This is a genomic window from Streptomyces abikoensis (genome assembly GCF_014648775.1).
GTDB classification, from domain to species: Bacteria; Actinomycetota; Actinomycetes; order Streptomycetales; family Streptomycetaceae; genus Streptomyces; species Streptomyces abikoensis.
The window spans coordinates 112,009-138,224 of record NZ_BMRT01000008.1 but is presented as its reverse complement, the minus strand read 5'-3'; the positions used below and the strand labels follow the sequence as shown (position 1 = coordinate 138,224).

Below are 26,216 nucleotides of genomic sequence, written 5' to 3'. Positions count from 1 at the left end.
CGCCAAGGGGTCGGCGGGGCCGCCCGGGGGTGGCGCGCCGGGGCGCTTCGGGACCCCCGTGGCCTCGCACAACCCGAGTTGTGCCGGATTTGCCGCGATTCGTCCCGGGTGTGCGCCTTCGCGCATTGACCGTGTCCGGCTGCCCCCGTATGCTACAAGTTGCGCTGCGAGCCTGCGCGCCTCAGACGGAGCAGGTCGCGCTCGCACTTGTTGTATGTCCCCTCGGTTGTCGAGGCGCTCCCGGTTCCGCCGGGTCAAAAGCTCTTCACGGAGAGTGCGCCTCCAAGGCTGTCCGGCTTCGGCAGTGTGATACGGGCTCTCGGCGTAGCAGTACCTACGACTTCAATGTCCGTACCGGAGCCCTTTCCCACATGACGAGCAGCACCGAGACCACCGCCACCACCCCGCAGGTTGCGGTCAACGACATCGGTAACGAGGAAGCCTTCCTCGCCGCGATCGACGAGACGATCAAGTACTTCAACGACGGCGACATCGTCGACGGCGTCATCGTGAAGGTCGACCGGGACGAGGTCCTGCTCGACATCGGTTACAAGACCGAGGGTGTCATCCCCTCCCGCGAGCTCTCGATCAAGCACGACGTCGACCCGAACGAGGTCGTCAAGGTCGGCGACGAGATCGAGGCCCTGGTTCTCCAGAAGGAGGACAAGGAAGGTCGCCTGATCCTCTCGAAGAAGCGCGCCCAGTACGAGCGCGCCTGGGGCACCATCGAGAAGATCAAGGAAGAGGACGGCATCGTCACCGGTACCGTCATCGAGGTCGTCAAGGGTGGTCTCATCCTCGACATCGGCCTCCGTGGCTTCCTGCCGGCCTCCCTGGTCGAGATGCGTCGTGTCCGCGACCTCCAGCCCTACGTGGGCAAGGAGCTCGAGGCCAAGATCATCGAGCTGGACAAGAACCGCAACAACGTGGTCCTGTCCCGCCGCGCCTGGCTGGAGCAGACCCAGAGCGAGGTCCGCCAGACCTTCCTCACCACCCTCCAGAAGGGTCAGGTGCGCTCCGGCGTCGTCTCCTCCATCGTCAACTTCGGTGCCTTCGTGGACCTGGGCGGCGTCGACGGTCTCGTCCACGTCTCCGAGCTGTCCTGGAAGCACATCGACCACCCGTCCGAGGTCGTCGAGGTCGGCCAGGAGGTCACGGTCGAGGTCCTGGACGTCGACATGGACCGCGAGCGCGTCTCCCTGTCGCTCAAGGCCACCCAGGAAGACCCGTGGCAGCAGTTCGCCCGGACCCACCAGATCGGTCAGGTCGTCCCGGGTAAGGTCACCAAGCTCGTTCCGTTCGGTGCGTTCGTCCGCGTCGACGAGGGCATCGAGGGCCTGGTCCACATCTCCGAGCTGGCCGAGCGCCACGTGGAGATCCCGGAGCAGGTCGTCCAGGTCAACGACGAGATCTTCGTCAAGGTCATCGACATCGACCTCGAGCGTCGTCGCATCAGCCTCTCGCTGAAGCAGGCCAACGAGTCCTTCGGTGCCGACCCGTCCGTGGTCGAGTTCGACCCGACCCTGTACGGCATGGCCGCGTCCTACGACGACCAGGGCAACTACATCTACCCCGAGGGCTTCGACCCCGAGGCCAACGACTGGCTGCCGGGTTACGAGAAGCAGCGCGAGGAGTGGGAGCGCCAGTACGCCGAGGCGCAGCAGCGCTTCGAGCAGCACCAGGCGCAGGTCATCAAGTCCCGCGAGGCGGACGCCGAGGCTGCCGCCGCCGGCGACCAGGCCGCTGCCCAGGCCGCTCCGGCCGGTGGCTCGTACTCCTCGGAGTCGGCCGACACCTCCGGCGCCCTGGCGTCGGACGAGGCTCTCGCCGCCCTGCGCGAGAAGCTCGCCGGCGGCCAGAGCTGAGGCTCTGACCGACCGCGCTCAGCTGAATAGCTGACCGATGTAAGGCCCGCTCTCCTTGGAGAGCGGGCCTTACGCGCGTCTGCCGCCCCTTTTTCACCCCCGTGCTCCGGCCCGGACGGGAATGGTCGCGGTCCCCAAGAACGTTCTCCCTCAAGGAACATGAGGAGGAACGGTCACCGTGTTGGATCCGCAGGGTTTGTACGAATGGGAGCCCAAGGGGCTCGCCGTCGCCGACCTGGCTCTTGCCCAGGACACGGCCGGACTGGTCATGCTCTACCACTTCGAGGGCTACATCGACGCCGGTGAGACGGGCGAGCTGATCGTCAAGCGGCTGCTGGGCGACCTGCCGCACCAGGTCGTGGCCCGCTTCGACCACGACCGGCTCATCGACTACCGCGCGCGGCGCCCCCTGCTGACGTTCCAGCGCGACCGCTGGACCGCCTACGAGACGCCGAAGCTGGAGCTGTACCTGGTGCAGGACGCCACGGGCGCCCCGTTCCTCCTGCTCACCGGCCCCGAGCCGGACGTGGAGTGGGAGCGCTTCGCCGCCGCCGTACGCCTGCTCGTGGAGCGGCTCGGCGTACGGCTGTCCGTCAACTTCCACGGCATCCCCATGGGCGTCCCCCACACCCGGCCCGTCGGCATCACCCCGCACGGCAACCGCACCGACCTGATGCCCGGACACCGCAGCTACTTCGACGAGGCCCAGGTGCCCGGCAGCGCCGAGTCGTTCGTCGAGTACCGCCTCGCGGAGGCCGGCCACGACGTCCTGGGCGTCGCCGCCCACGTCCCGCACTACGTCGCCCGCTCGTCCTACCCCGACGCGGCGCTGACGGCCCTGGAGGCGGTCACCGCCGCCACGGGGCTCGTCCTGCCCGACGCCGCGCACGCCCTGCGCACCGCGGCGCACCGCACCCAGGAGGAGATCGAGCGCCAGCTCGGCGAGGGCGACGAAGAGCTGATCACGCTCGTCCGGGGCCTTGAGCACCAGTACGACGCGGTGGCCGGGGCCGAGACCCGGGGCAACCTCGTCGCCGAGCCGGTCGAACTGCCCTCCGCCGATGAACTGGGCGCCGAATTCGAGCGTTTCCTCGCCGACAGGGAGGGCGACGGCGGCCGCTGACACCTCGCCCGATAGCGTGGGCCCATGCTGAAGGTGGGCCTCACGGGCGGGATCGGCGCGGGCAAGAGCGAGGTGTCTCGGCTCCTCGCGTCGTACGGAGCGGTCGTCGTCGACTCGGACCGCATCGCGCGGGAAGTGGTGGAGCCGGGCACGCCCGGACTGGCGGCGGTCGTCGCCGAGTTCGGCCCCGGCGTCCTCACCCCGGAAGGCGCTCTCGACCGGCCCGCGCTGGGCGCGATCGTCTTCGCCGACAAGGGCAGGCTCGCCGCCCTCAACGCCATCGTGCACCCCCTCGTGCGCGCCCGCTCGGCCGAGCTGGAGGCCGCCGCCGGCCCGGACGCCGTCGTCGTCCACGACGTGCCCCTCCTCGCCGAGAACGGGCTCGCCCCCCTCTACGACCTGGTGGTCGTCATCGACGCCGGCACCGAGACCCGGCTGGACCGGCTCGTCCGGCTGCGCGGCATGACCCCCGACGAGGCCCGCGCCCGGATGGCGGCCCAGGCCACCCGCGAGGAGCGACTGGCCGTCGCGGACCTGGTCATCGACAACGACGGCCCGCTGGAGGCGCTGGAGCCCCAGGTCAGGGCCGTCTGGGAGCAACTGCGCGAGCGGGCGGCGACGCACTCCGACTGAGTCGTTCACCAGATCGGGTGAGACCGTGCGCGCCCCGCCGGTAGGCGACGGCGCCCGGTGAGCCCTTGGTACGGGCCTTCCGGGCCCGTACCCCGCGGCCGGTGGCCGCGCGTACCGCGTCGGCACCCCTCTGCGCGTCCTCTCCGCGTCGCTAGCGTGTCGCCTCGAACGGCGTCACCGCGCGGCTGCTCCGAGGGGGAACGACGACCATGGCCATGCCGGAACTGCTCGGCGCGAGCCCCTTCGCGCCCACTCCCCGGCCGAGGCTCAAGACCCGCCTCGGCGGGGTCTGCCTCGTCGCGGCCGGACTGCTGCTCATGGAGTTCACCGCCACGTCCGCGGTGAAGGCCGCCGGCTACGCGGACCACCAGGGGACCATGACCATCGGCCACTGCCGGGTCACCCGGCAGGGCAGCGGCCACGAAGGCACCAGCTGCGACGGCGTGTTCCGCCCCCTGGACGGTGGCGCCGTGCGCACGGACGCGGAGATCGACGGCTCGTACGTTCCCGGTGAGCGGGTGAAGGTGTACCGGGAATGGGGCTCCTACTCGCTCGTCAGCGCGCGTGCGTTCTGGGGGTGGCTGATCCTGCTCTTCACGGCGCTTCCCGTCATGGCCCACGGGGTCCTGATCACCGTCGCCGGATTCCACCCCAGGACCGCCGGCCAGTTCAAGGCGGTCCGGGAAATGCTGCGCAGGGCCATGGTGGCCGAACACGTCCGGTGGCTGCGCCGGGTGGGAGGCGTGGGCATGCTGGCCTGCTTCCTGCTCGCGTGCGTATCGCCGTGACGCCCGTTCGGGCCTCCGAGTTCTTTTAGACCTACGAGGTCATTCCGACCTCCGAGTTCATTGCGAAAGGGAAAGGGCTGCCGTGTCCGGACGACTTCGGGTGGAGACGGAACGGTTGGCGGAATTCTCCCGGCAGGTGGGCCGGGGCGCGGAGGACGCCTCGGAAATGACCGCCTACACCAGGGGATTCACCTCGTTCGACTTCATGGAACACGGGCTGCTGGGATTACTCGCGGGGCAGCACACCGACGTACGGGACACCGTCCTGCGCACGCTCGACCGGCTGACCGCCGTGCTCCGGGAATCGGCGCGGGAACTGGACGCCGCCGCCTCGTACTACCGGCGCACCGACCTCGGAGTCGCCGCCGAGACGGACGCGGCCTACGGCCGGGCGAGGCGCTGACCCGGACATGGACTCCGCCGACATGGTCTTCGCCGACGTGGCCGAGCCGACCCGCCACCTCACCCCGCCCCAAAAGCCCGCGGAGTTCGTCCATCCACTGAAACCCGTCAACGACGTCGGGGATTTCCTCAGCCCGGCCGGATGGTTCCTGAAACTGGCCGAGCTGATGGTGCCGGGCGACCCGGTGGAATACGCGAAGCACGCCCTCGCCGGGGACTGGGAGTCGTACGCGCGCTGCGCCGACGTCTGGCGGAACCTGGGCCGTTCCTGCGACGACCTCGCCCGGAACCTCGGCTCCGGCACCGGCGCCGTCCGCGCGACCTGGCAGGGGAACGCGGCCGACGCCGCGCACGGCTACTTCGACGCCCTGCGCAAGAACCTGGAGGACGCGCGGGACGCCCTGTACGCGATCGACGACGAATACCGGGAGATCGCCCGCTCGGTGGCGTACACCGGCGAGGCCGTCGCCGCGTGCGTCAGCGCGATCCTCGACGCGCTCATCACCGTCTCCATCGCCGTCGCGGCCTCCGCCGCCTCCGGATGGACCGGATGGGGCGCCGCGATGGGGTACGCGCTCGGCGCCGCCGAGGCGAAGACCATCCTCGCGGAATGGGCCGCGATGACCAATCTCCTCAACGCGGCGCAGGTGGCCATGAACGTCAGCTGTGCGGCGATCGGGCGGACCGGTGGCGAGATCGCGGCCTCGCTCGGTGCCTTTCCGCTGCCGCGTACGGGTTACGACCACCCGGCCGTCTGACGCCGGAACAAAAAGAGGGGCCGGGCGATGCCGGAACAGCACGTCGGATTCGAGGAGTTCGTGACCCCAGGGCGTGATCGGGCCCGGGCCCGCGTCGTCCACGAGGCGCTCCGGCACCTCGCCGACGGCAGCGGTGGTGAGGTCCTGCGGGAGATGGCCCAGGAGGTGCTCTCCGGCCGGATGCGCCTCCACGAGGCGGTACGGGTGGGCGCGTACTCGGAAGCGCTCACCGAGAGCGTGGAGACCGCCCGGGCGGCCTGGGAACGCCTCTCGCCGGAGGAGCGGGAGCGGGGGACGGCCGAGGCCCGCCGCTTCCTGGCGGCCCGCGCCGAGCCGCCGGGCCCGTCGTGAGGCTCGCGCGGCCGCGGAGGGCTAGGGAGCTGCGGAGGGCTAGGGCTGCCGTTTTCCCTCTCCGGGGTGGTTTGTGTTCCTGACGGCCTCATACGGCGGGACGTCCCGGCCGGGCTGGTAGTGCGGCCCCTGCCGGATGTGCCGGATGATCACGACCAGGTCGATCACGGTCACGAGCATCACCACCCCGCACGCGATCGCCCACCCCGGCCGCCCCGCCAGCGCGAAGAACGCCGTCCCGGCGGCCGTCCACACCAGCCCGAAGGACGCCAGCCCGAACCGCAGCCGCAGCGGGCTGCGCGCCGTCATCGGTTCGTTGCCCGTACGCATGGCGCACCATCTCCCGCTTCCAGGATCCCTCGGGGGCGGGCCTCAGAACAGCGGCTCCGGAAGGACGCCCTCCAGCGACAGCAGGACCCGCTTGGCCTCCAGGCCGGGGCCGAAGCCGCCCAGGCCGCCGTCGCTCCCGATGACGCGGTGGCAGGGGACGACGATGGGCAGCGGATTGCTTCCCATGGCCGTGCCCACCGCGCGGGCCGCGCCGGGGTCGCCCAGGCGGATGGCGAGGTCCTGGTAGGCGACGACGGTGCCGTAGGGGACGTGGGCGAGGAGCTCGCGCAGGGTGCGGCGGTTGAAGCCGGAGGTGAGGGACCAGTCCAGGGGCACGGAGAAGGCGCGGAGGCGGCCCGCGAAGTAGTCCCGGAGCTGGTCCGCGGCCTCGGCGAGGACGTCGTGGCAGGCGGAGGGCGGAGTCGCGGGGGCGGCGCCCAGGTGCCGTTCCAGCTCGGACAGGGTCCGCTCGGTCCTGCCGGCGTCGGCGTGGAAGACGACGGTCAGCAGGCCGTCCGGGGTCGCGGCGAGGCCCAGGGGACCCACGGGCGAGTCGGTCGTCGACCAGGCCCAGGCCCGGGGGCCGGGCGGCAGGGGGCGCTCGGAGTCCGTCACGCCCTCCAGCCTAGAGCGTGGCGGGGCGCCCCCTGCCGGGGCCCCGGCCCTCGGACGGCGGCGTCTCAGACGGCGTCGTCCAGGGGCGCGTCCTCGTCGGCGGAGGCGTCGGCCGGGTCCGGGCCGGGCCGGTCGTCGTCGTTCAGGAAGGACGGGTCGTCCGCGTCGTCGTCCAGGGCGGCCGCGATGACGTGGGGGGCGTTGGTGATGACGCCGTCCACGCCCATCCGGGCCAGGCCGACCGCCTTGTCCTCGTCGTCGACGGTCCACGCGCAGACCTCGAGCCGCCGCCCGTGCGGGCCCTTGAGGGCGTGGGCCGCGTCGAGCCACTCGGCGGTGATCCGGGTGTGGTCCGGGTTGATCTGGTCGGCGAACGCGGCGTACGAGGGGAGGTCGGCGGCCTTCGGGGCGCCCAGGAAGCCCTTCTTGAGGTCGGGGCGGAGCTTGTGCAGCGTCTTCAGGGACGGCGCGCTGAAGCTCTGGACGACCAGTGCCTCGTCGATGTGCCGCCGGTCCAGCCAGCCGGAGCGGCGCAGCTCGGCCACTATCTGCCGCTCGATCCCCGGGTAGAGCTCCGGGGCCTTCACCTCCAGCAGCAGCTTCTGGTGGTTGTCGTCGACCCGGCGCAGATAGCGGTCGAGCGTGGGCACCCGCTCGCCGGTGAAACGGCTGTCGTACCAGCTGCCGGCGTCCAGCTTCTCGATCTCGTCGAGCGTGAAGTCCGCGACCTTCCAGGGAGCGCGTCCGGGGAAGCGCCGCTTGGCGTCCGTGGTGCGGTCCAGGGTGGTGTCGTGCATGACGATCAGGGCGCCGTCCTTGGTGCGCTGGACGTCGTTCTCCACCCAGACGGTGCCCAGCCGGGCCGCTCTGTCGATCGAGGCCAGGGTGTTCTCCGGCGCCTCGACGGGCACCCCGCGGTGACCGATGACGACGGGCGCGGCCGGGCCCTCGGCGGCGGTGGGCGCGGGTGCCGCGGCGACCCCGGGGGCGGGCACGCAGGCGAGCGTCGAGAGGGACAGACCGGCGAGCACACCGGTCACGGCGGAGGCGATGCGGATGCGCATGGGGGCTCCTCGCGGCGTCCGGGGCCGGGACGCCCGTCGCGCCACCGGCCCTCGCGTACGGAACGTCGTACCTGGTGCACGGAAAGTGGTACAGCAAACGTCTACGTGATCGCGAGCGCGGGGGCAGCCGGAGCCGGAGAGCCTTTGCCCACATTTCGCCCGGCGTTCGCCCCGTGACCGGCGGGAAAACGGGGGCGGCGGGCCGGGGGCGAGGCCGTTGTCAGTGGTGGGCCGTACGGTGGTCTCATGCGGCCCGTATCCAAGATCGAACGCAAGGTGGCGCCCTTCGAGGTCGTCAGCCCCTTCCAGCCCAGCGGTGACCAGCCGACGGCCATCGCGGAGCTGGAGCGGCGCATCCGCGCGGGTGAGAAGGACGTCGTCCTCCTCGGCGCGACCGGCACCGGCAAGTCGGCCACCACCGCGTGGATGATCGAGAAGCTGCAGCGGCCCACGCTCGTCATGGCGCCCAACAAGACCCTCGCGGCGCAGCTCGCCAACGAGTTCCGCGAGCTCCTGCCCAACAACGCCGTCGAATACTTCGTGTCGTACTACGACTACTACCAGCCCGAGGCGTACGTCCCGCAGTCGGACACCTACATCGAGAAGGACTCCTCGATCAACGAGGAGGTCGAGCGGCTGCGCCACTCCGCGACCAACTCGCTGCTCACCCGGCGCGACGTCATCGTCGTGGCATCGGTCTCCTGCATCTACGGCCTGGGCACGCCGCAGGAGTACGTGGACCGCATGGTGCCGCTGAAGGTCGGCCAGGAGATCGATCGCGACACGCTGCTGCGCCGCTTCGTCGAGATCCAGTACACGCGCAACGACCTGGCCTTCACCCGGGGCACCTTCCGCGTGCGCGGCGACACCATCGAGATCTTCCCGGTCTACGAGGAACTGGCCGTCCGCATCGAGATGTTCGGCGACGAGATCGAGGCGCTCTCCACGCTCCACCCGCTCACCGGCGAGGTCATCTCCGACGACCAGGAGCTCTACGTCTTCCCCGCCAGCCACTACATCGCCGGCGCGGAGCGGATGGAGAAGGCCATCGCGGGCATCGAGCGCGAGCTGGAGGAGCGCCTGGCCCAGCTGGAGAAGCAGGGCAAGCTCCTGGAGGCCCAGCGGCTGCGGATGCGCACCACCTACGACATCGAGATGATGCGCCAGGTCGGCTCCTGCTCGGGCATCGAGAACTACTCGCTCCACATGGACGACCGCGAGCCCGGCTCCCCGCCCAACACCCTCCTCGACTACTTCCCCGAGGACTTCCTCCTCGTCATCGACGAGTCGCACGTCACCGTCCCGCAGATCGGCGCGATGTACGAGGGCGACGCGTCCCGCAAGCGCACGCTCGTCGAGCACGGCTTCCGCCTGCCCTCCGCCATGGACAACCGCCCGCTGAAGTGGGAGGAGTTCACCGAGCGCATCGGCCAGACCGTCTACCTCTCCGCGACGCCCGGCCCCTACGAGCTCTCGCGCGGCGACGGCTTCGTCGAGCAGATCATCCGTCCCACCGGTCTCGTCGACCCCGAGGTCGTCGTCAAGCCGACCGAGGGCCAGATCGACGACCTGGTCCACGAGATCCGCACCCGCACCGAGCGCGACGAGCGCGTCCTCGTGACCACCCTCACCAAGAAGATGGCCGAGGACCTCACCGACTACTTCCTGGAGCTCGGCATCCAGGTGCGCTACCTCCACAGCGACGTCGACACGCTGCGCCGCGTCGAGCTGCTGCGCGAGCTGCGCGCCGGCGAGTTCGACGTCCTGGTCGGCATCAACCTGCTGCGCGAGGGCCTCGACCTGCCCGAGGTGTCGCTGGTGGCCATCCTCGACGCCGACAAGGAGGGCTTCCTGCGCTCCGGGACGTCCCTGATCCAGACGATCGGCCGCGCGGCGCGCAATGTCTCCGGACAGGTCCATATGTACGCCGACAAGATCACTCCCGCGATGGAGAAGGCCATCGACGAGACCAACCGCCGCCGCGAGAAGCAGATCGCCTACAACAAGGAGCGGGGCATCGACCCGCAGCCGCTCCGCAAGAAGATCGGTGACATCGTCGCCTCCCTCGCCCGCGAGGAGCTCGACACCGAGGAGCTGCTGGGCACGGGCTACCGCAAGGCCGGCAAGGACCAGGCGAAGGCCCCCGTCCCGACGGCTCCGGCCGGCAAGGGGAAGAGCAAGGCCAAGGGCAAGGCCGGCAAGGCGGGCAAGGCCGAGGCGGCGGTGCTCACGGACCGCCCCGCCACGGAACTGGCCCAGCTCATCGAGGACATGACCGACCGTATGCGCGCCGCCGCGGCGGAGCTCCAGTTCGAGGTCGCGGCGCGGCTGCGCGACGAGGTGGGCGAGCTGAAGAAGGAGCTGCGACAGATGCGCGAGGCGGGGCTGGCCTGACGAGCCGACCGGCCCGGCGAGGGGTGCGACAGCATAGCCCAGCCTGTCCGACCTGGTACGGAGCATGTTGCAAGACCGCCACAAACCCTTCCCGGAGGCGTACGCGACCGGCGCGTGTGCATAGGGTCGTATGTGAAGACGGCCGTACGGAACACGTGCGGCCACGGGGGCACAGCCAACGAGAGAGGGACTGCGCGTGACGGTCAACTTGTCCAAGGGCCAGGGCATCAGCCTTCAGAAGGCCGACGGGGGCACCCTGACCGCGGTGCGGATGGGGCTGGGCTGGCAGGCGGCCCCCCGCCGCGGGCTGTTCGGGACGCGGACGAAGGAGATCGACCTCGACGCCTCGGCGGTGCTCTTCGCCGACAAGCAGCCGGTCGACGTGGCCTTCTTCCAGCAGCTCGTCAGCAAGGACGGCTCGGTGCGCCACACCGGCGACAACCTTGTCGGCGGCGCGGGCCAGGGCGGTGACGACGAGTCGATCCTCGTCGACCTCCAGCGCGTCCCGGTGCACGTCAACCAGATCGTGTTCACGGTGAACTCGTTCACCGGCCAGACCTTCGCCGAGGTCCGCAACGCCTTCTGCCGCCTGGTCGACGAGACCACCGGCCAGGAGCTGGCCCGCTACACCCTGGACGGCGGCGGCCCGTACACCGCGCAGATCATGGCCAAGGTCCACCGCGCGGGCAACGGCTGGCAGATGACGGCCATCGGCACCCCGGCCAACGGCCGGACGTTCCAGGACCTGCTGGCGGAGATCCAGGCCGTCCTGTGACCGCCCCCGGCGGACGCGGGCGGCACGACACGATGAGCACGGCATAGGACGAGCACGACACGGGGGGAAACGGCGATGACGGCCGAGCTGGTGCGGGGGCAGAACCACCCGCTGCCCGGTACGCGACTGGAGATCCGGGTCTCGGCGGGCCACCCGGTGGTGGCGGGCGCGACGCTCGGTGACGCGGACGGCAGGGTGACCGACGCCCAGTGGGTCGCGCACCCCGCCTCGCCGCGTCTTCCCGGGCTGGAGGTGTCCGGGCAGGCCGCCGCCGAGCACCGGCTGGCGGTCGACCTGGACGCCGTCCCGGAGGCCGCCCACCGGCTCGCCGTGGTGCTCGCCCTCCCGTCCGTGGCCTCGGCCCCGGCGCGCTTCGGCGCGATCGCGTCCCCCTTCCTCGCCGTGACGGACACGGACGGCACGGAGATCGCCAGCTACACGGTCACCGGACTGGACGCCGAGTCGGCGGTCGTCGCCCTCGAGCTCTACCGCCGGCAGGGCGCGTGGAAGGTGCGCGCGGTCGGCCAGGGGTACGCGGGAGGACTGGCCGCGATGCTCCACGACCAGGGTCTGCCGGACGCGGCGGAGTTGGCCGCCGGCATCGAGGAGGCGGTCGCCCGGGGCATGGCCCGTGCGGTCCAGGCACCGCTTGTCCAGGCGACCTCGGCCCGGGGGGAGGGCGCGCGTGCGGAGTCGGTCCGCGCGGAGTCCGGTCAGGACGAGGCCGCTCGTGGCGGGACCGCTCGCGCCGAGGCCGCCCGCGCGGAGTTCGCGCACGCCGAGCACGCTCGCGTCGAATCCGGTCAGGCCGAACCCGCTCGCGTCGAGCCCGCTCAGGTCGAGCCCGCGCCCGGCGACGGCGGGGCCGGGGCGGCCGACGAGCCGGGGCGGGACGACGCGGCCGGGGCGGGTGCCGTACCCGAGTCCGCCGCCACGCAGGACCGGGCAGCGGTAGGGGCCCAGGCGGCCCCGGCCTCCTCCGGGCCCATCGACTACCGGCATCCACGCCGCCGGAGCGGCCCGCAGGCCCCGGCGGCGGACCCGGAACAGCCGTCCTCGGCGCCGCGCGAACCGGCACCGGCACCGGCACCGGCATCGACACCGGCACCGGCATCGACACCAGCCGCTCCGGCCGACGGGCCGGGAGCGTCCGGGCCCGTCGCGGGCGACGCGACCGGCTGGTCCATGGACGAGCGGCTCTACAACCAGGTCTGGGGCATGTTCGAGGACCTGACCCGGACGGTCGCCGCCTACCGCAGCGCGGTCGACTTCGCGGAGTCCCGCCTGGAGCGCGAGCTGGACCAGGTCCTCTCCGACCCCGCCACCCGCGTCGGCCCCGCGGCGGACACGGCCCGTGAGGAGGCCCGCGCCCGCCACGCCGAGCTGGTCGACCAGGCGCGGGCCGTGCTCGACCGGGACCTCGCCCAGCTCGTCGCGGAGGCCGAGGTCGTCGAGCACGCCCTGCCGCCCGCCTACGCCCGCTGGGACAGCCCCGTCTGGCAGGGCTACCAGGTGCCGCTGTCGGCCCCGATGGCGCTGCGACTGGGCGATCTGCACCTGCCGGAGCGCCCCGGCCTGCGCATCCCCATGCTGGTGCGGCTGCCGCTGGAGCGCGGCCTGTGGATCGACGCCGGCCGGGCCGGCGGCCCGGACGCGGGCATGCCCGACTCGGCCGAACTGCGCAGGCTGGCCGTGGACTGCGCGGTCGCGCACGCCGTGCGGCTGCTGGCCGTCCACCCCGTGGGCGACTACACCCTCCACGTCATCGACCCGGCCGGCGCGGCGGGCCCGGCCCTGGCGCCGCTCCTGGAGAGCGGGGCGCTGAAGGAGCCGCCGCCCACCGGGGCGCACGGCGTGTCGGACGTGCTGGCGCGTCTGACACGCCGGGTCGACCTGGTGCAGATGGCGGTGCGCAACCGCGCCCTGGACTCGCTGCCCCCGGACCTCGACACGGGCGAGCAGCTCCTGATCGTCAACGACTTCCCGCACGGCTTCGACGACCGCGCCGTCACCCAGCTGCGCTACCTGGCGGACGAGGGGCCGTCCGTGGGCGTCCACCTGCTGATGGTGGCCGACCGGGACGACGCGCGGGCCTACGGGCCCGTCCTCGACCCGCTGTGGCGCTCGCTGCTGAGGGTCACGCCGGTGCCGGACGACCACCTCGCCGACCCGTGGGTGGGGCACGCCTGGACGTACGAGCCGTCGCGGGTGCCCGCGGGGAGCGATGTCGTCCGGCAGGTGCTCCGCCAGGTCGGCCAGTCGCGGCGCGCGTACGGCATCTGACCCTCTCTAACCGGGCTCTGACCTGCAGATTTGGTTGTCTCTTTACTATTCCTTGGCTCTTCCTGTACTGTTCTGAGGACTGCCGTACGCCCGTACGACGTGCCGGAGGAACAGTGGACGTCTCCTTGACCCTGTGGGTGCTGACCGTCCTCGGTCTGTGCGCCCTCGTCGCCGCCGACTTCTTCATCGGGGGCCGCAAGCCCCATGAGGTCTCCCTCAAGGAGGCCGGGGTCTGGACGGCGGTCTGGATGGTCCTGGCCGGGCTCTTCGGGCTGGGGCTCCTGGTCTTCGGGGGCGGGCAGCCCGCCGGCGAGTTCTTCGCGGGCTTCATCACCGAGAAGTCCCTGAGCGTCGACAACCTCTTCGTCTTCGTCCTGATCATGGCGAAGTTCTCGGTGCCGTCGATCTATCAGCAGCGAGTGCTCATGGTCGGCGTGCTCATCGCCCTGGTGCTGCGGGCCGTCTTCATCGGCGCCGGCGCCGCGATCATCGCCAACTTCTCCTGGATCTTCTATCTCTTCGGCGCCTTCCTGATCTGGACGGCCTGGAAGCTGATCCAGGAGGCGCGGGGCGGCGAGGAGGAGGAAGAGTTCGAGGAGAACCGCTTCCTGAAGCTGGTCGAGCGCCGCTTCCCCTCCACCGACCGCTACCACGGCACCAAGCTGTTCATCGTGGAGAACGGCAAGCGGCTGATGACCCCGATGCTGATCGTGATGCTGGCGATCGGTACGACGGACGTGCTCTTCGCCCTCGACTCCATACCGGCGATCTTCGGCCTCACCCAGGACCCGTACATCGTCTTCACCGCCAACGCCTTCGCGCTCATGGGCCTGCGGCAGCTGTACTTCCTGATAGGCGGGCTGCTGAGGAAGCTGGTCCACCTCTCCTACGGCCTGTCCGTGATCCTCGGCTTCATCGGCGTCAAGCTGGTGCTGCACGCCCTGCACGAGAGCGGCGTCGCGGTCCCCGAGATCAGCATCCCTGTCTCGCTCGGCGTCATCTGCGCGGTGCTGGTCGTCACCACGATCACCAGCCTGCGCGCCTCGGCCAAGGAGTCGGCGGAGATACCGGAGGCCCGCTCCCCGGAGGGGGAGCGGGACAAGGAGAGCGCCCGCGCCTGACGGCCGGGACGGGACCGGGCCGAAACGGGTCAGGCCGGGGCGGGGTCGGTGGCCGGGCGGGAGGCGATCGTGGCGGGTCGGGTCTCGGGCAGCAGCACGAAGCAGCCCAGGCTCAGCAGGGCGATGCCGGTGAGATAGGCGGCGACGCCCCAGGGCGGCCCGCCCGAGCCGGCGGTCGCCGTCGCCACCAGCGGGGTGATGGCCCCGCCGAGCACTCCGGCGAGGTTGTAGCCGACGGAGGCGCCGGTGCAGCGCACTCTGGCGTCGTAGAGCTCGGGCACATAGGCGCCGACCACGCCGAAGGCGGTGATGAAGGCCAGCATCGCGACGACGAAGCCCAGCAGCATCAGCGCGGGGCGGCCGGTGCGCAGCAGGGCCATGAGGGGGAACATCCACAGGGCCACGGCGGTGCAGCCGGTCAGGCACAGGGTGCGGCGGCCGAAGCGGTCGCCGAGGAGGGCGACGACGGGGGTGGCCGCGCCGGAGACGGCGACCGACGCCATGACGCAGCCGAGCATGAGCGTGCGGTCGACGCCGAGGCGCTCGGTGCCGTACGACAGGGACCAGGTGGTGACCGTGTAGAAGACGGAATAGCCGATGGACAGGCCGCCGGCGGTGAGCAGGACGAGCCGCCAGTGGCCGCGGACGACCTCGGCGAAGGGGAGGGCCGCGCGGCTCTCGTTCTGGGCGAGGGCCTGGAAGTCGGGGGTTTCCGCCAGTTGGGTGCGCAGCAGTAGGCCGGCCGCGGCCAGGACGCCCGCCGCCCAGAACGGCACGCGCCAGCCCCAGGACAGGAAGAGGTCGTCGGGGAGGGTGGCCGAAAGTGCCAGGGTGATGCCGTTGGCCAGCAGGAATCCCACGGACGGGCCGGTCTGGGGGAAGCTCGACCACAGCGCGCGGCGGTGGGCGGGGGCGTGTTCGACGGCGAGCAGTACGGCGCCGCCCCATTCGCCGCCGACTCCCAGGCCCTGGAGGAAGCGCAGCACGAGCAGGAGCAGCGGGGCGGCCATGCCGATCCGCTGGTAGGTGGGGACGAAGCCGACGGCGACGGTCGCGAGGCCCGTCAGCAGCAGGGAGAAGACGAGTACGGGGCGGCGGCCCAGCCGGTCGCCGATGTGGCCGAAGAGCACCGAGCCCAGCGGGCGGGCGATGAAGCCGACGCCGAAGGTGCCGAAGGCGGCGAGGGTGCCGACGAGGGGGGAGACGGTGGGGAAGAACAGCGGGCCCAGGACGAGGGCGGCCGCGGTGCCGTAGGCGAAGAAGTCGTAGAACTCGATGGTGGTTCCGACCATGGACGCCGCCGCGAGGCGGAGCAGGGCCGGGGGGCGGTCGCGATTCATGTACTGCCCAACTTCCCCCGGGGGCGGGGGAAACGGGGCGTGCGGGGGCGTTGCCGGGGGCGCACCGGAAGGGCGCCGTCCGCCTGGTGTGCGGACGGCGCGCTACCGGCGGTCCGTCATCGGCGGCGGGCCCGGCCGCCGGGCGTCACCAGCCGCGCTCGCGCCACTCCGCGAGGTGCGGGCGCTCGGCGCCGAGGGTGGTGTCGTTGCCGTGGCCCGGGTAGACCCAGGTCTCGTCCGAGAGCTCGCCGAAGATCTTGGTCTCGACGTCGTGGAGGAGGCTGGCGAACGCCTTGGGGTCGTCGTGGGTGTTGCCCACGCCGCCGGGGAAGAGGCAGTCGCCGGTGAACACGTGGGCGTGGCCGTGCGGGTCGTCGTAGACCAGCGCGATGCTGCCCGGGGTGTGACCGACCAGGTGGCGGGCCGTCAGCTCCACCCGTCCGACGCGGATGACGTCCCCGTCGTCGACGAGCACGTCGGTCGGCACCGGAATGCCCTCGGCGTCCTCACGGCCGGCGTAGGTACGGGCGCCGGTGGCGTCCACGACCTCGCGCAGCGCGCCCCAGTGGTCGGCGTGCTGATGGGTGGTCACCACGGAGGCGATACCGCTGTCGCCGATCAGGGTGAGCAGGGTGTGGGGCTCGGCGGCGGCGTCGATCAGCAACTGCTCGTCCGTCGCGCGGCAGCGCAGCAGATAAGCGTTGTTGTTCATGGGTCCGACCGCGACCTTGGAGATCATCAGATCGGCCAACTCGTGTACGTCCGCAGGTCCGCCGACCTCTACCGCTCCGCTGTACATCATGGTCGACAGCCTATAGCGCGGGCAGAACGGGCAGCGGAGCGCCACCTGTTTCGAGTTCCGCGCCGTCCCGGCGGCCCGCCAGCCAGCCCAGCAGTGCGGGGGCCGTGCCGGTCACGGTGAGGGGTTCGCCCTCCGCGCGGCCGGAGGTCCAGGTGCCGCCGTCGGTGGAGACCAGCCGGAGCGCCGGGACGTCGGGGTTGCCGGAGAAGCGGTCCGCGAGGAAGCCGATCTCGCGGGTGGTGAAGCCGGCGGGCAGGTCCTCCAGCTCGTAGCCGATGCCGAGGTCGATGTGGTGGAGCTCGACCTCGATCAGCCGGCGGAAGGGGACGTTGGCGGCGGTGTCGGTCACGCCGTTGCGCAGGGTGACGGTGCGGTTCCAGTCGGCGGGGGCGTTCGCCGTGTCCAGGAAGCGGGCGGCCGCCGACCGCAGGTCGTCGAGCTGGACGGTCAGCTCGCGGGGCGCGCCGTCGTCGATGTCGGCGTCACGGGCCTCGGCGCTCGCGTACATGGGACGGCCCTCCAGCACGTTCACCAGAGCGTCCGCGTTGCGCGCGAGATGGGCCAGGACGTGGCCCCGGGTCCAGCCGGGCAGCCGTGACGCCTGGGCCACGGCGGCGTTGTCCAGCGTGCCGGCGGCGGTGAGCAGCCGGTCGGTCGCCTCACGTACAGCGTTCAGGTCGTGCACATGATCAGTCATGGCGCCGACGATAGCCCCGCCATTCCTTCGGGTGAAGGAGGTCGATCCGGCCCGTAAATCGAATGTGCGTGCTATAGGCTCGTGGGTGGCATCGCTGACGACTTTCGTGCGGCCCCTGGTTGTCAGACCTCCCCCGTACTCTGGATCGGGGGCGAGGATCAGCCCCCTTCAGCTCTCCAGAGCCGACTCTCAAGAAAGGTGCCGACTGGCGTGGCAGACCGTCTCATCGTCCGTGGCGCTCGCGAGCACAACCTCAAGAACGTCTCGCTCGACCTTCCGCGCGACTCCCTGATCGTCTTCACCGGACTCTCGGGGTCGGGCAAGTCCTCCCTCGCGTTCGACACGATCTTCGCCGAGGGGCAGCGCCGCTACGTGGAGTCGCTCTCCTCCTACGCCCGGCAGTTCCTCGGGCAGATGGACAAGCCCGATGTGGACTTCATCGAGGGCCTCTCCCCGGCGGTCTCCATCGACCAGAAGTCGACCTCGCGCAACCCGCGCTCGACGGTCGGCACCATCACCGAGGTCTACGACTACCTCCGGCTGCTCTTCGCCCGGATCGGCAAGCCCCACTGCCCGGAGTGCGCGCGCCCCATCTCCCGGCAGTCGCCCCAGGCGATCGTGGACCGGGTGCTGGAGCTGCCCGAGGGCAGCCGCTTCCAGGTGCTCTCGCCGCTGGTGCGCGAGCGCAAGGGCGAGTTCGTCGATCTCTTCTCCGACCTGCAGACCAAGGGCTACAGCCGGGCCCGGGTCGACGGGCAGACGATCCAGCTCACCGACCCGCCGAAGCTGAAGAAGCAGGAGAAGCACACCATCGAGGTGGTCGTCGACCGCCTCACCGTCAAGGACAGCGCCAAGCGCCGGCTGACCGACTCCGTCGAGACCGCGCTGGGCCTCTCCGGCGGCATGGTCGTCCTCGACTTCGTCGACCTCGCCGAGGACGATCCCGAGCGTGAGCGGATGTTCTCCGAGCACCTCTACTGCCCGTACGACGATCTGTCCTTCGAGGAGCTGGAGCCGCGCTCCTTCTCCTTCAACTCGCCCTTCGGCGCCTGCCCCGAGTGCACCGGCATCGGCACGCGCATGGAGGTCGACCCCGAGCTGATCGTCCCCGACGAGGACAAGTCCCTCGACGAGGGCGCCATCAGCCCCTGGTCGCACGGCCACACCAAGGACTACTTCGGCCGACTGGTCGGCGCGCTCGCCGACGCGCTGGGCTTCCGCACCGACATCCCCTGGGCCGGGCTGCCCCAGCGGGCCAAGAAGGCCCTGCTCCACGGCCACAAGACCCAGATCGAGGTGCGCTACCGCAACCGCTACGGCCGCGAGCGCGCCTACACCACCGCCTTCGAGGGCGCGGTGCCGTTCGTCAAGCGGCGCCACTCCGAGGCGGAGAGCGACACCAGCCGTGAGCGCTTCGAGGGCTACATGCGCGAGGTGCACTGCCCCACGTGTGAGGGCACGCGGCTCAAGCCCATCGTCCTCGCGGTCACCGTGCAGGGCCGGTCCATCGCGGAGGTCTCCGCGATGTCGATCAGCGAGTGCGCGGACTTCCTGCGCGACATGAAGCTCACCGGCCGTGAGAAGAAGATCGCCGAGCGGGTGCTCAAGGAGGTCAACGAGCGCCTGAAGTTCCTCGTCGACGTCGGCCTGGACTACCTCTCGCTCAACCGCGCCGCAGGCACCCTCTCCGGCGGCGAGGCCCAGCGCATCCGGCTGGCCACGCAGATCGGCTCCGGCCTCGTCGGCGTGCTCTACGTCCTGGACGAGCCCTCCATCGGCCTCCACCAGCGCGACAACCACCGGCTGATCGAGACCCTCGTCCGCCTGCGCGACATGGGCAACACCCTGATCGTCGTCGAGCACGACGAGGACACCATCAAGGTCGCCGACTGGGTCGTCGACATCGGCCCCGGCGCCGGTGAGCACGGCGGCAAGGTCGTCCACAGCGGACCCCTCAAGGAGCTGCTGGCCACCGAGGCGTCGATGACCGGCCAGTACCTGTCCGGCAAGAGGTCCATCGCCCTCCCCGACGTCCGCCGCCCCGTGGACCCCGGCCGCAAGCTCACCGTGCGCGGCGCCCGGGAGAACAACCTGCGCGACATCGACGTGTCGTTCCCCCTGGGCGTGCTCACGGCCGTCACCGGTGTCTCCGGCTCCGGCAAGTCGACGCTCGTCAACGACATCCTCTACACCCACCTGGCACGCGAACTGAACGCCGCCCGGGCGGTTCCGGGCCGGCACACCCGCGTGGAGGGCGACGACCTCGTCGACAAGGTCGTCCACGTCGACCAGTCGCCCATCGGCCGTACGCCGCGCTCGAACCCCGCCACGTACACCGGCGTCTTCGATCACGTCCGCAAGCTCTTCGCGGAGACGATGGAGGCCAAGGTCCGCGGCTACCTGCCCGGCCGCTTCTCCTTCAACGTCAAGGGCGGCCGCTGCGAGAACTGCGCGGGCGACGGCACCATCAAGATCGAGATGAACTTCCTGCCGGACGTGTACGTGCCGTGCGAGGTCTGCCACGGCGCGCGCTACAACCGGGAGACCCTGGAGGTCCACTACAAGGGCAAGTCCATCGCCGAGGTGCTGGACATGCCCATCGAGGAGGCCCTCGAGTTCTTCGAGGCCGTCCCGACGATCGCCCGCCACCTGCGCACGCTCCACGAGGTGGGGCTCGGCTACGTCCGCCTGGGGCAGTCGGCGCCGACGCTCTCCGGCGGCGAGGCCCAGCGCGTCAAGCTCGCCAGCGAGCTGCAGAAGCGGTCGACGGGACGGACGGTGTACGTCCTGGACGAGCCGACGACCGGTCTGCACTTCGAGGACATCAGCAAGCTGATCAGCGTGCTGTCCGGGCTGGTCGACAAGGGCAACACGGTCATCGTCATCGAGCACAACCTCGACGTGATCAAGACCGCCGACTGGGTTGTCGACATGGGCCCCGAGGGCGGCTCCGGCGGTGGCCTCGTCGTCGCGGAGGGCACGCCCGAGGAGGTGGCGGCGGTACCGGCCAGCCACACGGGCAAGTTCCTGCGCGACATGCTGGGGGATCGCGTGAGTGACGCGTCGGTGCCGGCGCGGAAGACCGCGAAGCGGGCGCCTGCGAAGAAGACGGTGGCGGCGAAGGCCGCTGCCGCGAAGAAGACGGTCTCGGCGAGGACGACGGCCGCTACCGCGAAGAAGACCGCGGCCCGTAAGAAGGGCTGAGGCGGTTCGGCACCGCCGGGCTCCCCGGCGGTGGCCGATCGCCGTCGCGGCGGGGTGGGGTGCCCCAGTCCCGCCCCTTCCCGTTTCCCGGGGCTCCGCCCCGGACCCCGGGGGCTGGGGCTTGCCCCCAGGAAACGGTGAAAGGGCGGGACCGGGGCATCCCACCCCCGCCGGTATCGTCGCTACGTCGCACCGCCCCCGTACCACCGCTGGAGCTCCCCATGACATCCCCCTCGGCTTCCTCCGCCTCCTCCGCGTCCCGTCGTACCGTGCTGCGCGGAGCCGCTCTGGTGGGGGCCGCCGGGGTCGGCGCCGCCGCCTGCTCCGGGGGTACGGGTGCCAAGGGGCCGGCCACCCCCACCGCGCCCGTCGACCTGGGGGCGGCCGGTGAGATCCCCGCCGGTGGCGCGCGGCTCTACCGGGAGCAGAAGCTCGTCGTCTCGCGGTCCGCCGAGGGGGAGTACAAGGCGTTCAGCGCGGTGTGCACCCACGCGGGCTGCGTCGTCACCAAGGTCGAGAACGGGAAGATCAGCTGCCCCTGCCACGGCAGCACGTTCGACGCCGCCACCGGCAAGGTCCTCCAGGGCCCGGCCGGCGCGCCCCTGCCCGCCGTCCCCGTCAAGGCCGACGGCGGCAAGCTGATCGCCGGTCCCTCCGCCTGAGCGAGCCCCTCCGCCCGAGCCCCGGGCCGTTACGACCAGTCCCAGGCGATCCCCACTATCCCCGGCCGGACCCCCTGCTCCACCAGGTGCACCTCCCGGTGCCGTCCCGCCAGGGTCAGTTCCTGCTGACCGGAGCGCGGCGCCCCCGCCGCGCTCTGGCTGAAGCGGCGGCACCGCACCGGCAGCGCGGCCTCGTCGAAGCGGACCCGCAGCACGTACTGCCCGCCCGCGAAGCTGAACCCCCGCACGTACTCGCCGCTCGGGCCGCCCGTGCCGTCGTCGAAGCCGTAGCCGAAGACGTGGGTGTCCCCGGCGCGCAGCCGGGCGTCGAAGAGCAGCTCCGCGACGAGGACGCCCGCCGTCGCGTGCCACCGGACCCGGCCCACCCGGCAGTTCTCCCCGGCCCTTACGGTCATCCGGCCGGGGTCGCAGCCCTCGTCGCCGTGGTGGATGGCCACATAGCGGTCCACGCCGTCGCGGTGCGCCCGCACCACGTGGTGCGAGTCGCGGGCGCGCATCTCGCGGCCCGCGCCGATGGACACCCGCTCCAGATGGCAGACGGTGTGGAGGCCGCCGTCCTCCGGCGACTCCAGCTCCGCCAGCAGCCGCTCCAGGGCCCGGGACTCCTCCACCAGCGAGCGGTACGAACGCGCGGCCGGCCGGTCCGGCGCGGTGCCCGACGGCGCCGGGGCGGCGAGTAACCCGGTCAGGGCCCGTTCCGGCAGGTCGAGCACGTCCTCCAGCAGCCGTACGGCCCGCAGGGACTCCGGTCGCCGGGGTCTGCGGAGGCCCTGCTGCCAGTAACTCAGGGTCGTCACCCCCACCTTGACCCCGCGCTGCGCCAGCCGGTGCTGCACCCGGTGCAGTGCCAGCCCGCGCACCGACAGCGCCGTGCGCAGCGCCAGGTGGAAGGGGCCCGATCGCAGCGCCCGGGCCAGCTCGCTCTCGGCGACGCCCGCGCTGGTGCGCGCTGTGCTGGTGCGCGTCATTCCGTTTGCTCCTCTGTCCGCGCTCTCCCGCTGTGAAGTCCGCTGTGAAGCCCCCGTGCGCCTGTGAATATTCACGATCGGCAGGTGCCTCGGACGTGCCTCGGCGTGCGGCTTTCCTACTGGACGGCCACGGGCCGTTCACATCCGGCGGGATTCGTTCACATCCGGGCCTCAGGCCGTATTGAAGCCGGTTGACCAGCCCCCGACAACACCCGATGCTCCTCACACGCGTCCGGACGCGCTCCTCCATCAGCACCCCCCACCCCACGGGAGGAACGCGAAATGTCCCGTGCTTCGGCATCGGCAACCATAGAAAAGCCCCGCATACGCGGCAGACGGCTGTCCCTGACGGCCTTGTTCGCCGCCGTCCTGTTCGCCGTCCCCACCACGGCGAGCGCGGCGACCGGTGAACAGCACGCGCTGCGGGCGACGAACAGACTGAACATCGGCATGCAGGCCCAGCAGAAGACCAACTGGTGCTGGGCCGCCTCCGGCAACACCATCGCCACCTGGTTCGGCCGCAACTACAGCCAGAACCAGTTCTGCAACGCCGCCTTCAACCGCGCCCAGGGCTCCACGTGCCCCAACAACCAGGCCACGCTGGGCAATGTGCAGAACGCCCTCGACTGGGCGGGCATCAACGAGGGCCGGTACGTCAACGGCTGGCTGCGCTACCCGACCGTCAAGTCCGAGATCGACGCGGGCCGTCCGGTCGAGACCCGCATCCAGTGGCAGTCCGGCGGCGGCCACATGCACGTCATCTACGGGTACGACGACGCGAACAGCATGGTCTACTGGGGCGACCCCTGGCCCTCCAGCAACCGCTACAACTGGGCGTCGCACAACTGGTACGTGAACAACAACCAGTTCTCCTGGACCCATTCGCTCTACGGGATCGGGGCGTGAGGGCCATGACCGACCGGTACACATCGAGGAACGCCGCCCGCGTGGCCGCCGCCGGCGCCCTGACCGCCGCGCTGCTGGGCCTCGCCCCGCTCGCCCACGCCGCGCCGCCCCCGGCCGTCCCCGCGCCGCCGTCGGCCGCCGGGGTCGCCGAGGCCCACGACGCGGCCGCCGCGCCCGGCACCCTGGCCACGCTCTCCCGCTTCTTCGCCCGGGACGGCGCGAACCGGGACGGCGCGCCCGCGAAGACCGGCCGGCTCGCGAAGACGGACGCGCGTCCGAGGATCGACGGGGCGACCGTCCCCGTCTACACGCTCGACCCGGAGTTCGTGGCGGGCAAGGAAGGCGCCCCGATCGCGCGGCTGGACTTCCTCGCCAGCACCGCCGTCTCGGCCGACGGGCAGAAGGCGTCGGTGTGGACCGCGCGCACCGGGAACACCTGGAGCGTCGTCAACATCGCCACCGGCGACGACGAGACCCGCTACGCGGCCGCCGGCGCCCGCAAGCTCAGCGGCGGCACGGTCTTCCGCGAGCCGCAGATCAACGCCTGGTACGTCCAGCGCGGCGACCGCGTCCTGCCGCTCGACGAGGACGCCGTGCGGGCGGTCGGCGAGCAGGGCACCACGGTCGGCGCCTACCGGGACCGGGTGCGCAAGGCCTACGGCGCCAAGCTGCCGGGCTCGGCCTACGACAGGAAGGGCGTGGCCGGCGGTTACGACGCGAACGGCGACGCGGCGTCCGTCGCACCGGGGACCGATGCGGACCGGTCGGTGACCGCGGCACCGGAAGGTGACGGCGGCTTCCCGATCGCGGCCCCCGCCGCGACGGCCGGCGGGGCGGCGGCCCTGGCCCTCGGGCTGGGAGCCGTGGCGGTGCGCAGGCACAGGCTGCGGCGCCGCTGACGGCACCCCCCACGGGGTCCGTCCCCCGCTTCCGCTCCGGCCCCGGCGGCCACCACCGCCGGGGCCGGAGTCGTGCCCGTTCCCGGGCCGCCGCCGGACGGTGGAGTTGTCAGTGCCCGCAAGTAGGGTGTGTGACATGGCCGACCCCAGCAGCTACCGACCCAAGCCGGGACAGATCCCCGACTCGCCGGGGGTGTACAAGTTCCGCGACGAGCACGGCCGGGTGATCTACGTCGGGAAGGCGAAGAGCCTCCGCCAGCGGCTCTCGTCGTACTTCCAGGACCTCGCCGGACTCCACCCGCGCACCCGCACCATGGTCACCACGGCCGCCTCCGTGGAGTGGACGGTGGTCTCCACCGAGGTCGAGGCGCTCCAGCTGGAGTACTCCTGGATCAAGGAGTACGACCCCCGCTTCAACGTGAAGTACCGGGACGACAAGAGCTACCCCTCCCTCGCGGTCACGCTCAACGAGGAGTTCCCCCGCGTCCAGGTCATGCGCGGCCCCAAGAAGAAGGGCGTGCGCTACTTCGGCCCCTACGCCCACGCCTGGGCCATCCGGGAGACCGTCGACCTGATGCTGCGCGTCTTCCCCGTGCGCACGTGCTCCGCCGGGGTGTTCAAGCGCTCCCACCAGATCGGCCGCCCCTGCCTCCTCGGCTACATCGGCAAGTGCTCCGCCCCCTGCGTCGGCCGCGTCACCCCCGAGGAGCACCGCGAACTGGCCGAAGAATTCTGCGACTTCATGGCCGGGCGTACCGGCGCGTACATCCGCCGTTTGGAACAGCGGATGCATGATGCCGCCGAGGAGATGGAGTACGAGAAGGCCGCCCGGCTGCGGGACGACATAGAGGCGCTCCGCCGCGCCCTGGAGAAGAACGCCGTCGTCCTGGCCGACGCCACCGACGCCGACCTGATCGCGGTCGCCGAGGACGAGCTCGAAGCGGCCGTGCAGATCTTCCATGTGCGCGGCGGCCGGGTGCGCGGCCAGCGCGGCTGGGTCACCGACAAGGTCGAGGCCGTCGACACGGCGGGCCTCGTCGAGCACGCCCTCCAGCAGCTCTACGGCGAGGAGAGCGGCGACGCCGTCCCCAAGGAGGTCCTCGTCCCCGCCCTGCCGGATCCGGTGGAGCCCGTCGCCCAGTGGCTGACCGGCCGCCGCGGCTCCCGCGTGGACCTGCGCATCCCCCAGCGCGGCGACAAGAAGGACCTGATGGCCACCGTCCAGCGCAACGCCCAGCAGGCGCTCGCGCTGCACAAGACCAAGCGCGCCTCCGACCTCACCACCCGCTCCCGGGCCCTGGAGGAGATCACCGAGGCCCTCGGTCTGGACTCGGCGCCGCTGCGCATCGAGTGCTTCGACATCTCCCACCTCCAGGGACAGGACGTCGTGGCGTCCATGGTCGTCTTCGAGGACGGCCTGGCCCGCAAGAGCGAGTACCGCCGCTTCCAGATCAAGGGCTTCGAGGGCCAGGACGACGTCCGCTCGATGCACGAGGTCGTGAGCCGCCGCTTCCGCCGCTATCTGCGGGAGAGCCTGAAGACGGGGGAGTGGGCCGAGGAGGCCCCGGGCGACGAGCCCGGCGGCGAGGTCCCCGCCGAGAACGGCGACCGGCCCAAGCGCTTCGCCTACCCGCCGCAGCTCGTCGTGGTCGACGGCGGGCAGCCGCAGGTGGCCGCCGCCCAGCGGGCGCTGGACGAGCTCGGGGTCACCGACGTGGCCGTGTGCGGTCTCGCCAAGCGGCTGGAGGAGGTCTGGCTGCCCGGCGAGGACGACCCGGTCGTCCTGCCCCGCACCAGCGAGGGCCTCTACCTCCTGCAGCGCGTGCGCGACGAGGCCCACCGCTTCGCGATCGCCTACCAGCGCGGCAAGCGCTCCAGAAGCATGAAGGCCGGACCGCTGGATACGGTCCCCGGCCTGGGCGAGACCCGCAAACAGGCGCTGCTCAAGCACTTCGGCTCGGTCAAGCGGCTGCGCGCCGCGACGGTCGAGGAGATCTGCGCGGCGCCCGGCATCGGCCGCAAGACGGCCGAGACCGTCGCCGCGGCGCTGGCCGCGACGGCACCACCCGCCCCGGCCGTCAACACGGCCACGGGCGAGATCATGGACGACGCGGAGGAATGATGGACCTGACCGCACAGGACGGACCCGGCGGAGCGCGCCCGGACCGGCGCGGTCCGTCGTCCGGGCCGCACGCCCGGGAAGGCCTCAGTATGG

At 71.6% G+C, this 26,216-nt stretch carries 23 protein-coding genes; 16 read left to right on the top strand and 7 right to left on the bottom strand.

What is annotated here, in order from left to right; translation table 11 throughout:
* Positions 1–371 precede the first annotated feature (371 nt).
* The 7 genes from rpsA to IE096_RS23925 all read left to right on the top strand — a co-directional run bounded on the left by rpsA (position 372) and on the right by IE096_RS23925 (position 5,920).
* A complete protein-coding gene (gene rpsA, locus IE096_RS23955) occupies positions 372–1,865 on the top strand; it encodes a 30S ribosomal protein S1 (RefSeq protein ID WP_189455052.1) in 1,494 nt (497 codons plus the stop codon).
* A gap of 178 nt (positions 1,866–2,043) precedes the next feature.
* A complete protein-coding gene (locus IE096_RS23950) occupies positions 2,044–2,988 on the top strand; it encodes a PAC2 family protein (RefSeq protein ID WP_126913648.1) in 945 nt (314 codons plus the stop codon).
* Between the two features lie 24 nt (positions 2,989–3,012).
* Complete coding sequence (gene coaE, locus IE096_RS23945) at positions 3,013–3,621, top strand: dephospho-CoA kinase (protein WP_189455050.1); 609 nt, start codon at positions 3,013–3,015, stop codon at positions 3,619–3,621.
* A gap of 209 nt (positions 3,622–3,830) precedes the next feature.
* The gene (locus IE096_RS23940) at positions 3,831–4,409 is read left to right on the top strand and encodes a hypothetical protein (RefSeq protein ID WP_189455048.1); all 579 of its coding nucleotides are present in this window, start codon (positions 3,831–3,833) and stop codon (positions 4,407–4,409) included.
* Positions 4,410–4,491: 82 nt separating this feature from the next.
* The gene (locus IE096_RS23935) at positions 4,492–4,812 is read left to right on the top strand and encodes a type VII secretion target (RefSeq protein WP_189455045.1); all 321 of its coding nucleotides are present in this window, start codon (positions 4,492–4,494) and stop codon (positions 4,810–4,812) included.
* Positions 4,813–4,819: 7 nt separating this feature from the next.
* Positions 4,820–5,569: a WXG100 family type VII secretion target gene (locus IE096_RS23930; RefSeq protein WP_189455043.1), complete on the top strand. Its 750-nt coding sequence runs from the start codon at positions 4,820–4,822 to the stop codon at positions 5,567–5,569.
* A gap of 27 nt (positions 5,570–5,596) precedes the next feature.
* Positions 5,597–5,920 carry a hypothetical protein gene (locus IE096_RS23925; RefSeq protein WP_189455042.1) on the top strand — a complete coding sequence of 108 codons (324 nt, stop codon included), beginning with the start codon at positions 5,597–5,599 and terminating at the stop codon, positions 5,918–5,920.
* A gap of 39 nt (positions 5,921–5,959) precedes the next feature.
* Here IE096_RS23925 and IE096_RS23920 read toward each other — a convergent pair whose 3' ends face one another.
* The 3 genes from IE096_RS23920 to IE096_RS23910 form a co-directional block, all read right to left on the bottom strand.
* The gene (locus IE096_RS23920; RefSeq protein ID WP_189455039.1) at positions 5,960–6,250 is read right to left on the bottom strand and encodes a DUF6343 family protein; all 291 of its coding nucleotides are present in this window, start codon (positions 6,248–6,250) and stop codon (positions 5,960–5,962) included.
* 42 nt (positions 6,251–6,292) lie between these two features.
* Positions 6,293–6,865, bottom strand: a complete 573-nt coding sequence (locus IE096_RS23915) for a methylated-DNA--[protein]-cysteine S-methyltransferase (RefSeq protein WP_229820559.1) — start codon at positions 6,863–6,865, stop codon at positions 6,293–6,295.
* Positions 6,866–6,930: 65 nt separating this feature from the next.
* On the bottom strand, positions 6,931–7,929 hold the full coding sequence (locus IE096_RS23910) for a glycerophosphodiester phosphodiesterase (protein ID WP_189455037.1): 999 nt from the start codon (positions 7,927–7,929) through the stop codon (positions 6,931–6,933).
* Between the two features lie 246 nt (positions 7,930–8,175).
* Between IE096_RS23910 and uvrB the strand changes: the two genes are divergently transcribed.
* The 4 genes from uvrB to IE096_RS23890 all read left to right on the top strand — a co-directional run bounded on the left by uvrB (position 8,176) and on the right by IE096_RS23890 (position 14,502).
* Positions 8,176–10,323: an excinuclease ABC subunit UvrB gene (uvrB, locus tag IE096_RS23905; RefSeq protein WP_189455035.1), complete on the top strand. Its 2,148-nt coding sequence runs from the start codon at positions 8,176–8,178 to the stop codon at positions 10,321–10,323.
* A gap of 196 nt (positions 10,324–10,519) precedes the next feature.
* Positions 10,520–11,098 carry a TerD family protein gene (locus IE096_RS23900; protein WP_189455033.1) on the top strand — a complete coding sequence of 193 codons (579 nt, stop codon included), beginning with the start codon at positions 10,520–10,522 and terminating at the stop codon, positions 11,096–11,098.
* A 75-nt stretch (positions 11,099–11,173) separates the two neighbouring features.
* Positions 11,174–13,381, top strand: coding sequence for a TerD family protein (locus IE096_RS23895; protein WP_189455031.1), 2,208 nt, complete (start codon positions 11,174–11,176; stop codon positions 13,379–13,381).
* Between the two features lie 113 nt (positions 13,382–13,494).
* On the top strand, positions 13,495–14,502 hold the full coding sequence (locus IE096_RS23890; protein ID WP_189455029.1) for a TerC family protein: 1,008 nt from the start codon (positions 13,495–13,497) through the stop codon (positions 14,500–14,502).
* 29 nt (positions 14,503–14,531) lie between these two features.
* On the opposite strand, the gene IE096_RS23885 is transcribed toward IE096_RS23890, so the two are convergent.
* From IE096_RS23885 to IE096_RS23875, 3 genes are all read right to left on the bottom strand, one after another.
* Positions 14,532–15,842: an MFS transporter gene (locus IE096_RS23885; protein WP_189455027.1), complete on the bottom strand. Its 1,311-nt coding sequence runs from the start codon at positions 15,840–15,842 to the stop codon at positions 14,532–14,534.
* A gap of 145 nt (positions 15,843–15,987) precedes the next feature.
* Positions 15,988–16,644, bottom strand: coding sequence for an MBL fold metallo-hydrolase (locus tag IE096_RS23880; protein WP_189455026.1), 657 nt, complete (start codon positions 16,642–16,644; stop codon positions 15,988–15,990).
* Between the two features lie 10 nt (positions 16,645–16,654).
* Positions 16,655–17,341, bottom strand: coding sequence for a maleylpyruvate isomerase family mycothiol-dependent enzyme (locus tag IE096_RS23875; protein WP_189455024.1), 687 nt, complete (start codon positions 17,339–17,341; stop codon positions 16,655–16,657).
* A gap of 210 nt (positions 17,342–17,551) precedes the next feature.
* Here IE096_RS23875 and uvrA point away from each other — a divergent pair, with 210 nt between their 5' ends.
* Complete coding sequence (uvrA, locus tag IE096_RS23870; protein WP_189455021.1) at positions 17,552–20,545, top strand: excinuclease ABC subunit UvrA; 2,994 nt, start codon at positions 17,552–17,554, stop codon at positions 20,543–20,545.
* A gap of 221 nt (positions 20,546–20,766) precedes the next feature.
* Positions 20,767–21,207 (top strand): Rieske (2Fe-2S) protein, encoded by a 441-nt coding sequence (locus IE096_RS23865; RefSeq protein ID WP_189455018.1) that lies wholly within the window; start codon positions 20,767–20,769, stop codon positions 21,205–21,207.
* A 29-nt stretch (positions 21,208–21,236) separates the two neighbouring features.
* Here the strand turns inward: IE096_RS23865 and IE096_RS23860 are convergent, their stop codons facing one another.
* The gene (locus IE096_RS23860) at positions 21,237–22,196 is read right to left on the bottom strand and encodes a hypothetical protein (RefSeq protein WP_189455016.1); all 960 of its coding nucleotides are present in this window, start codon (positions 22,194–22,196) and stop codon (positions 21,237–21,239) included.
* 309 nt (positions 22,197–22,505) lie between these two features.
* Here IE096_RS23860 and IE096_RS23855 point away from each other — a divergent pair, with 309 nt between their 5' ends.
* The 3 genes from IE096_RS23855 (at position 22,506) to uvrC (ending at position 26,123) form a co-directional block, all read left to right on the top strand.
* On the top strand, positions 22,506–23,102 hold the full coding sequence (locus IE096_RS23855; RefSeq protein ID WP_189455351.1) for a papain-like cysteine protease family protein: 597 nt from the start codon (positions 22,506–22,508) through the stop codon (positions 23,100–23,102).
* Between the two features lie 5 nt (positions 23,103–23,107).
* Positions 23,108–24,001 carry a hypothetical protein gene (locus IE096_RS23850; protein WP_189455014.1) on the top strand — a complete coding sequence of 298 codons (894 nt, stop codon included), beginning with the start codon at positions 23,108–23,110 and terminating at the stop codon, positions 23,999–24,001.
* 136 nt (positions 24,002–24,137) lie between these two features.
* Complete coding sequence (gene uvrC / locus IE096_RS23845) at positions 24,138–26,123, top strand: excinuclease ABC subunit UvrC (protein WP_189455012.1); 1,986 nt, start codon at positions 24,138–24,140, stop codon at positions 26,121–26,123.
* The last annotated feature ends 93 nt before the right edge of the window (positions 26,124–26,216 follow it).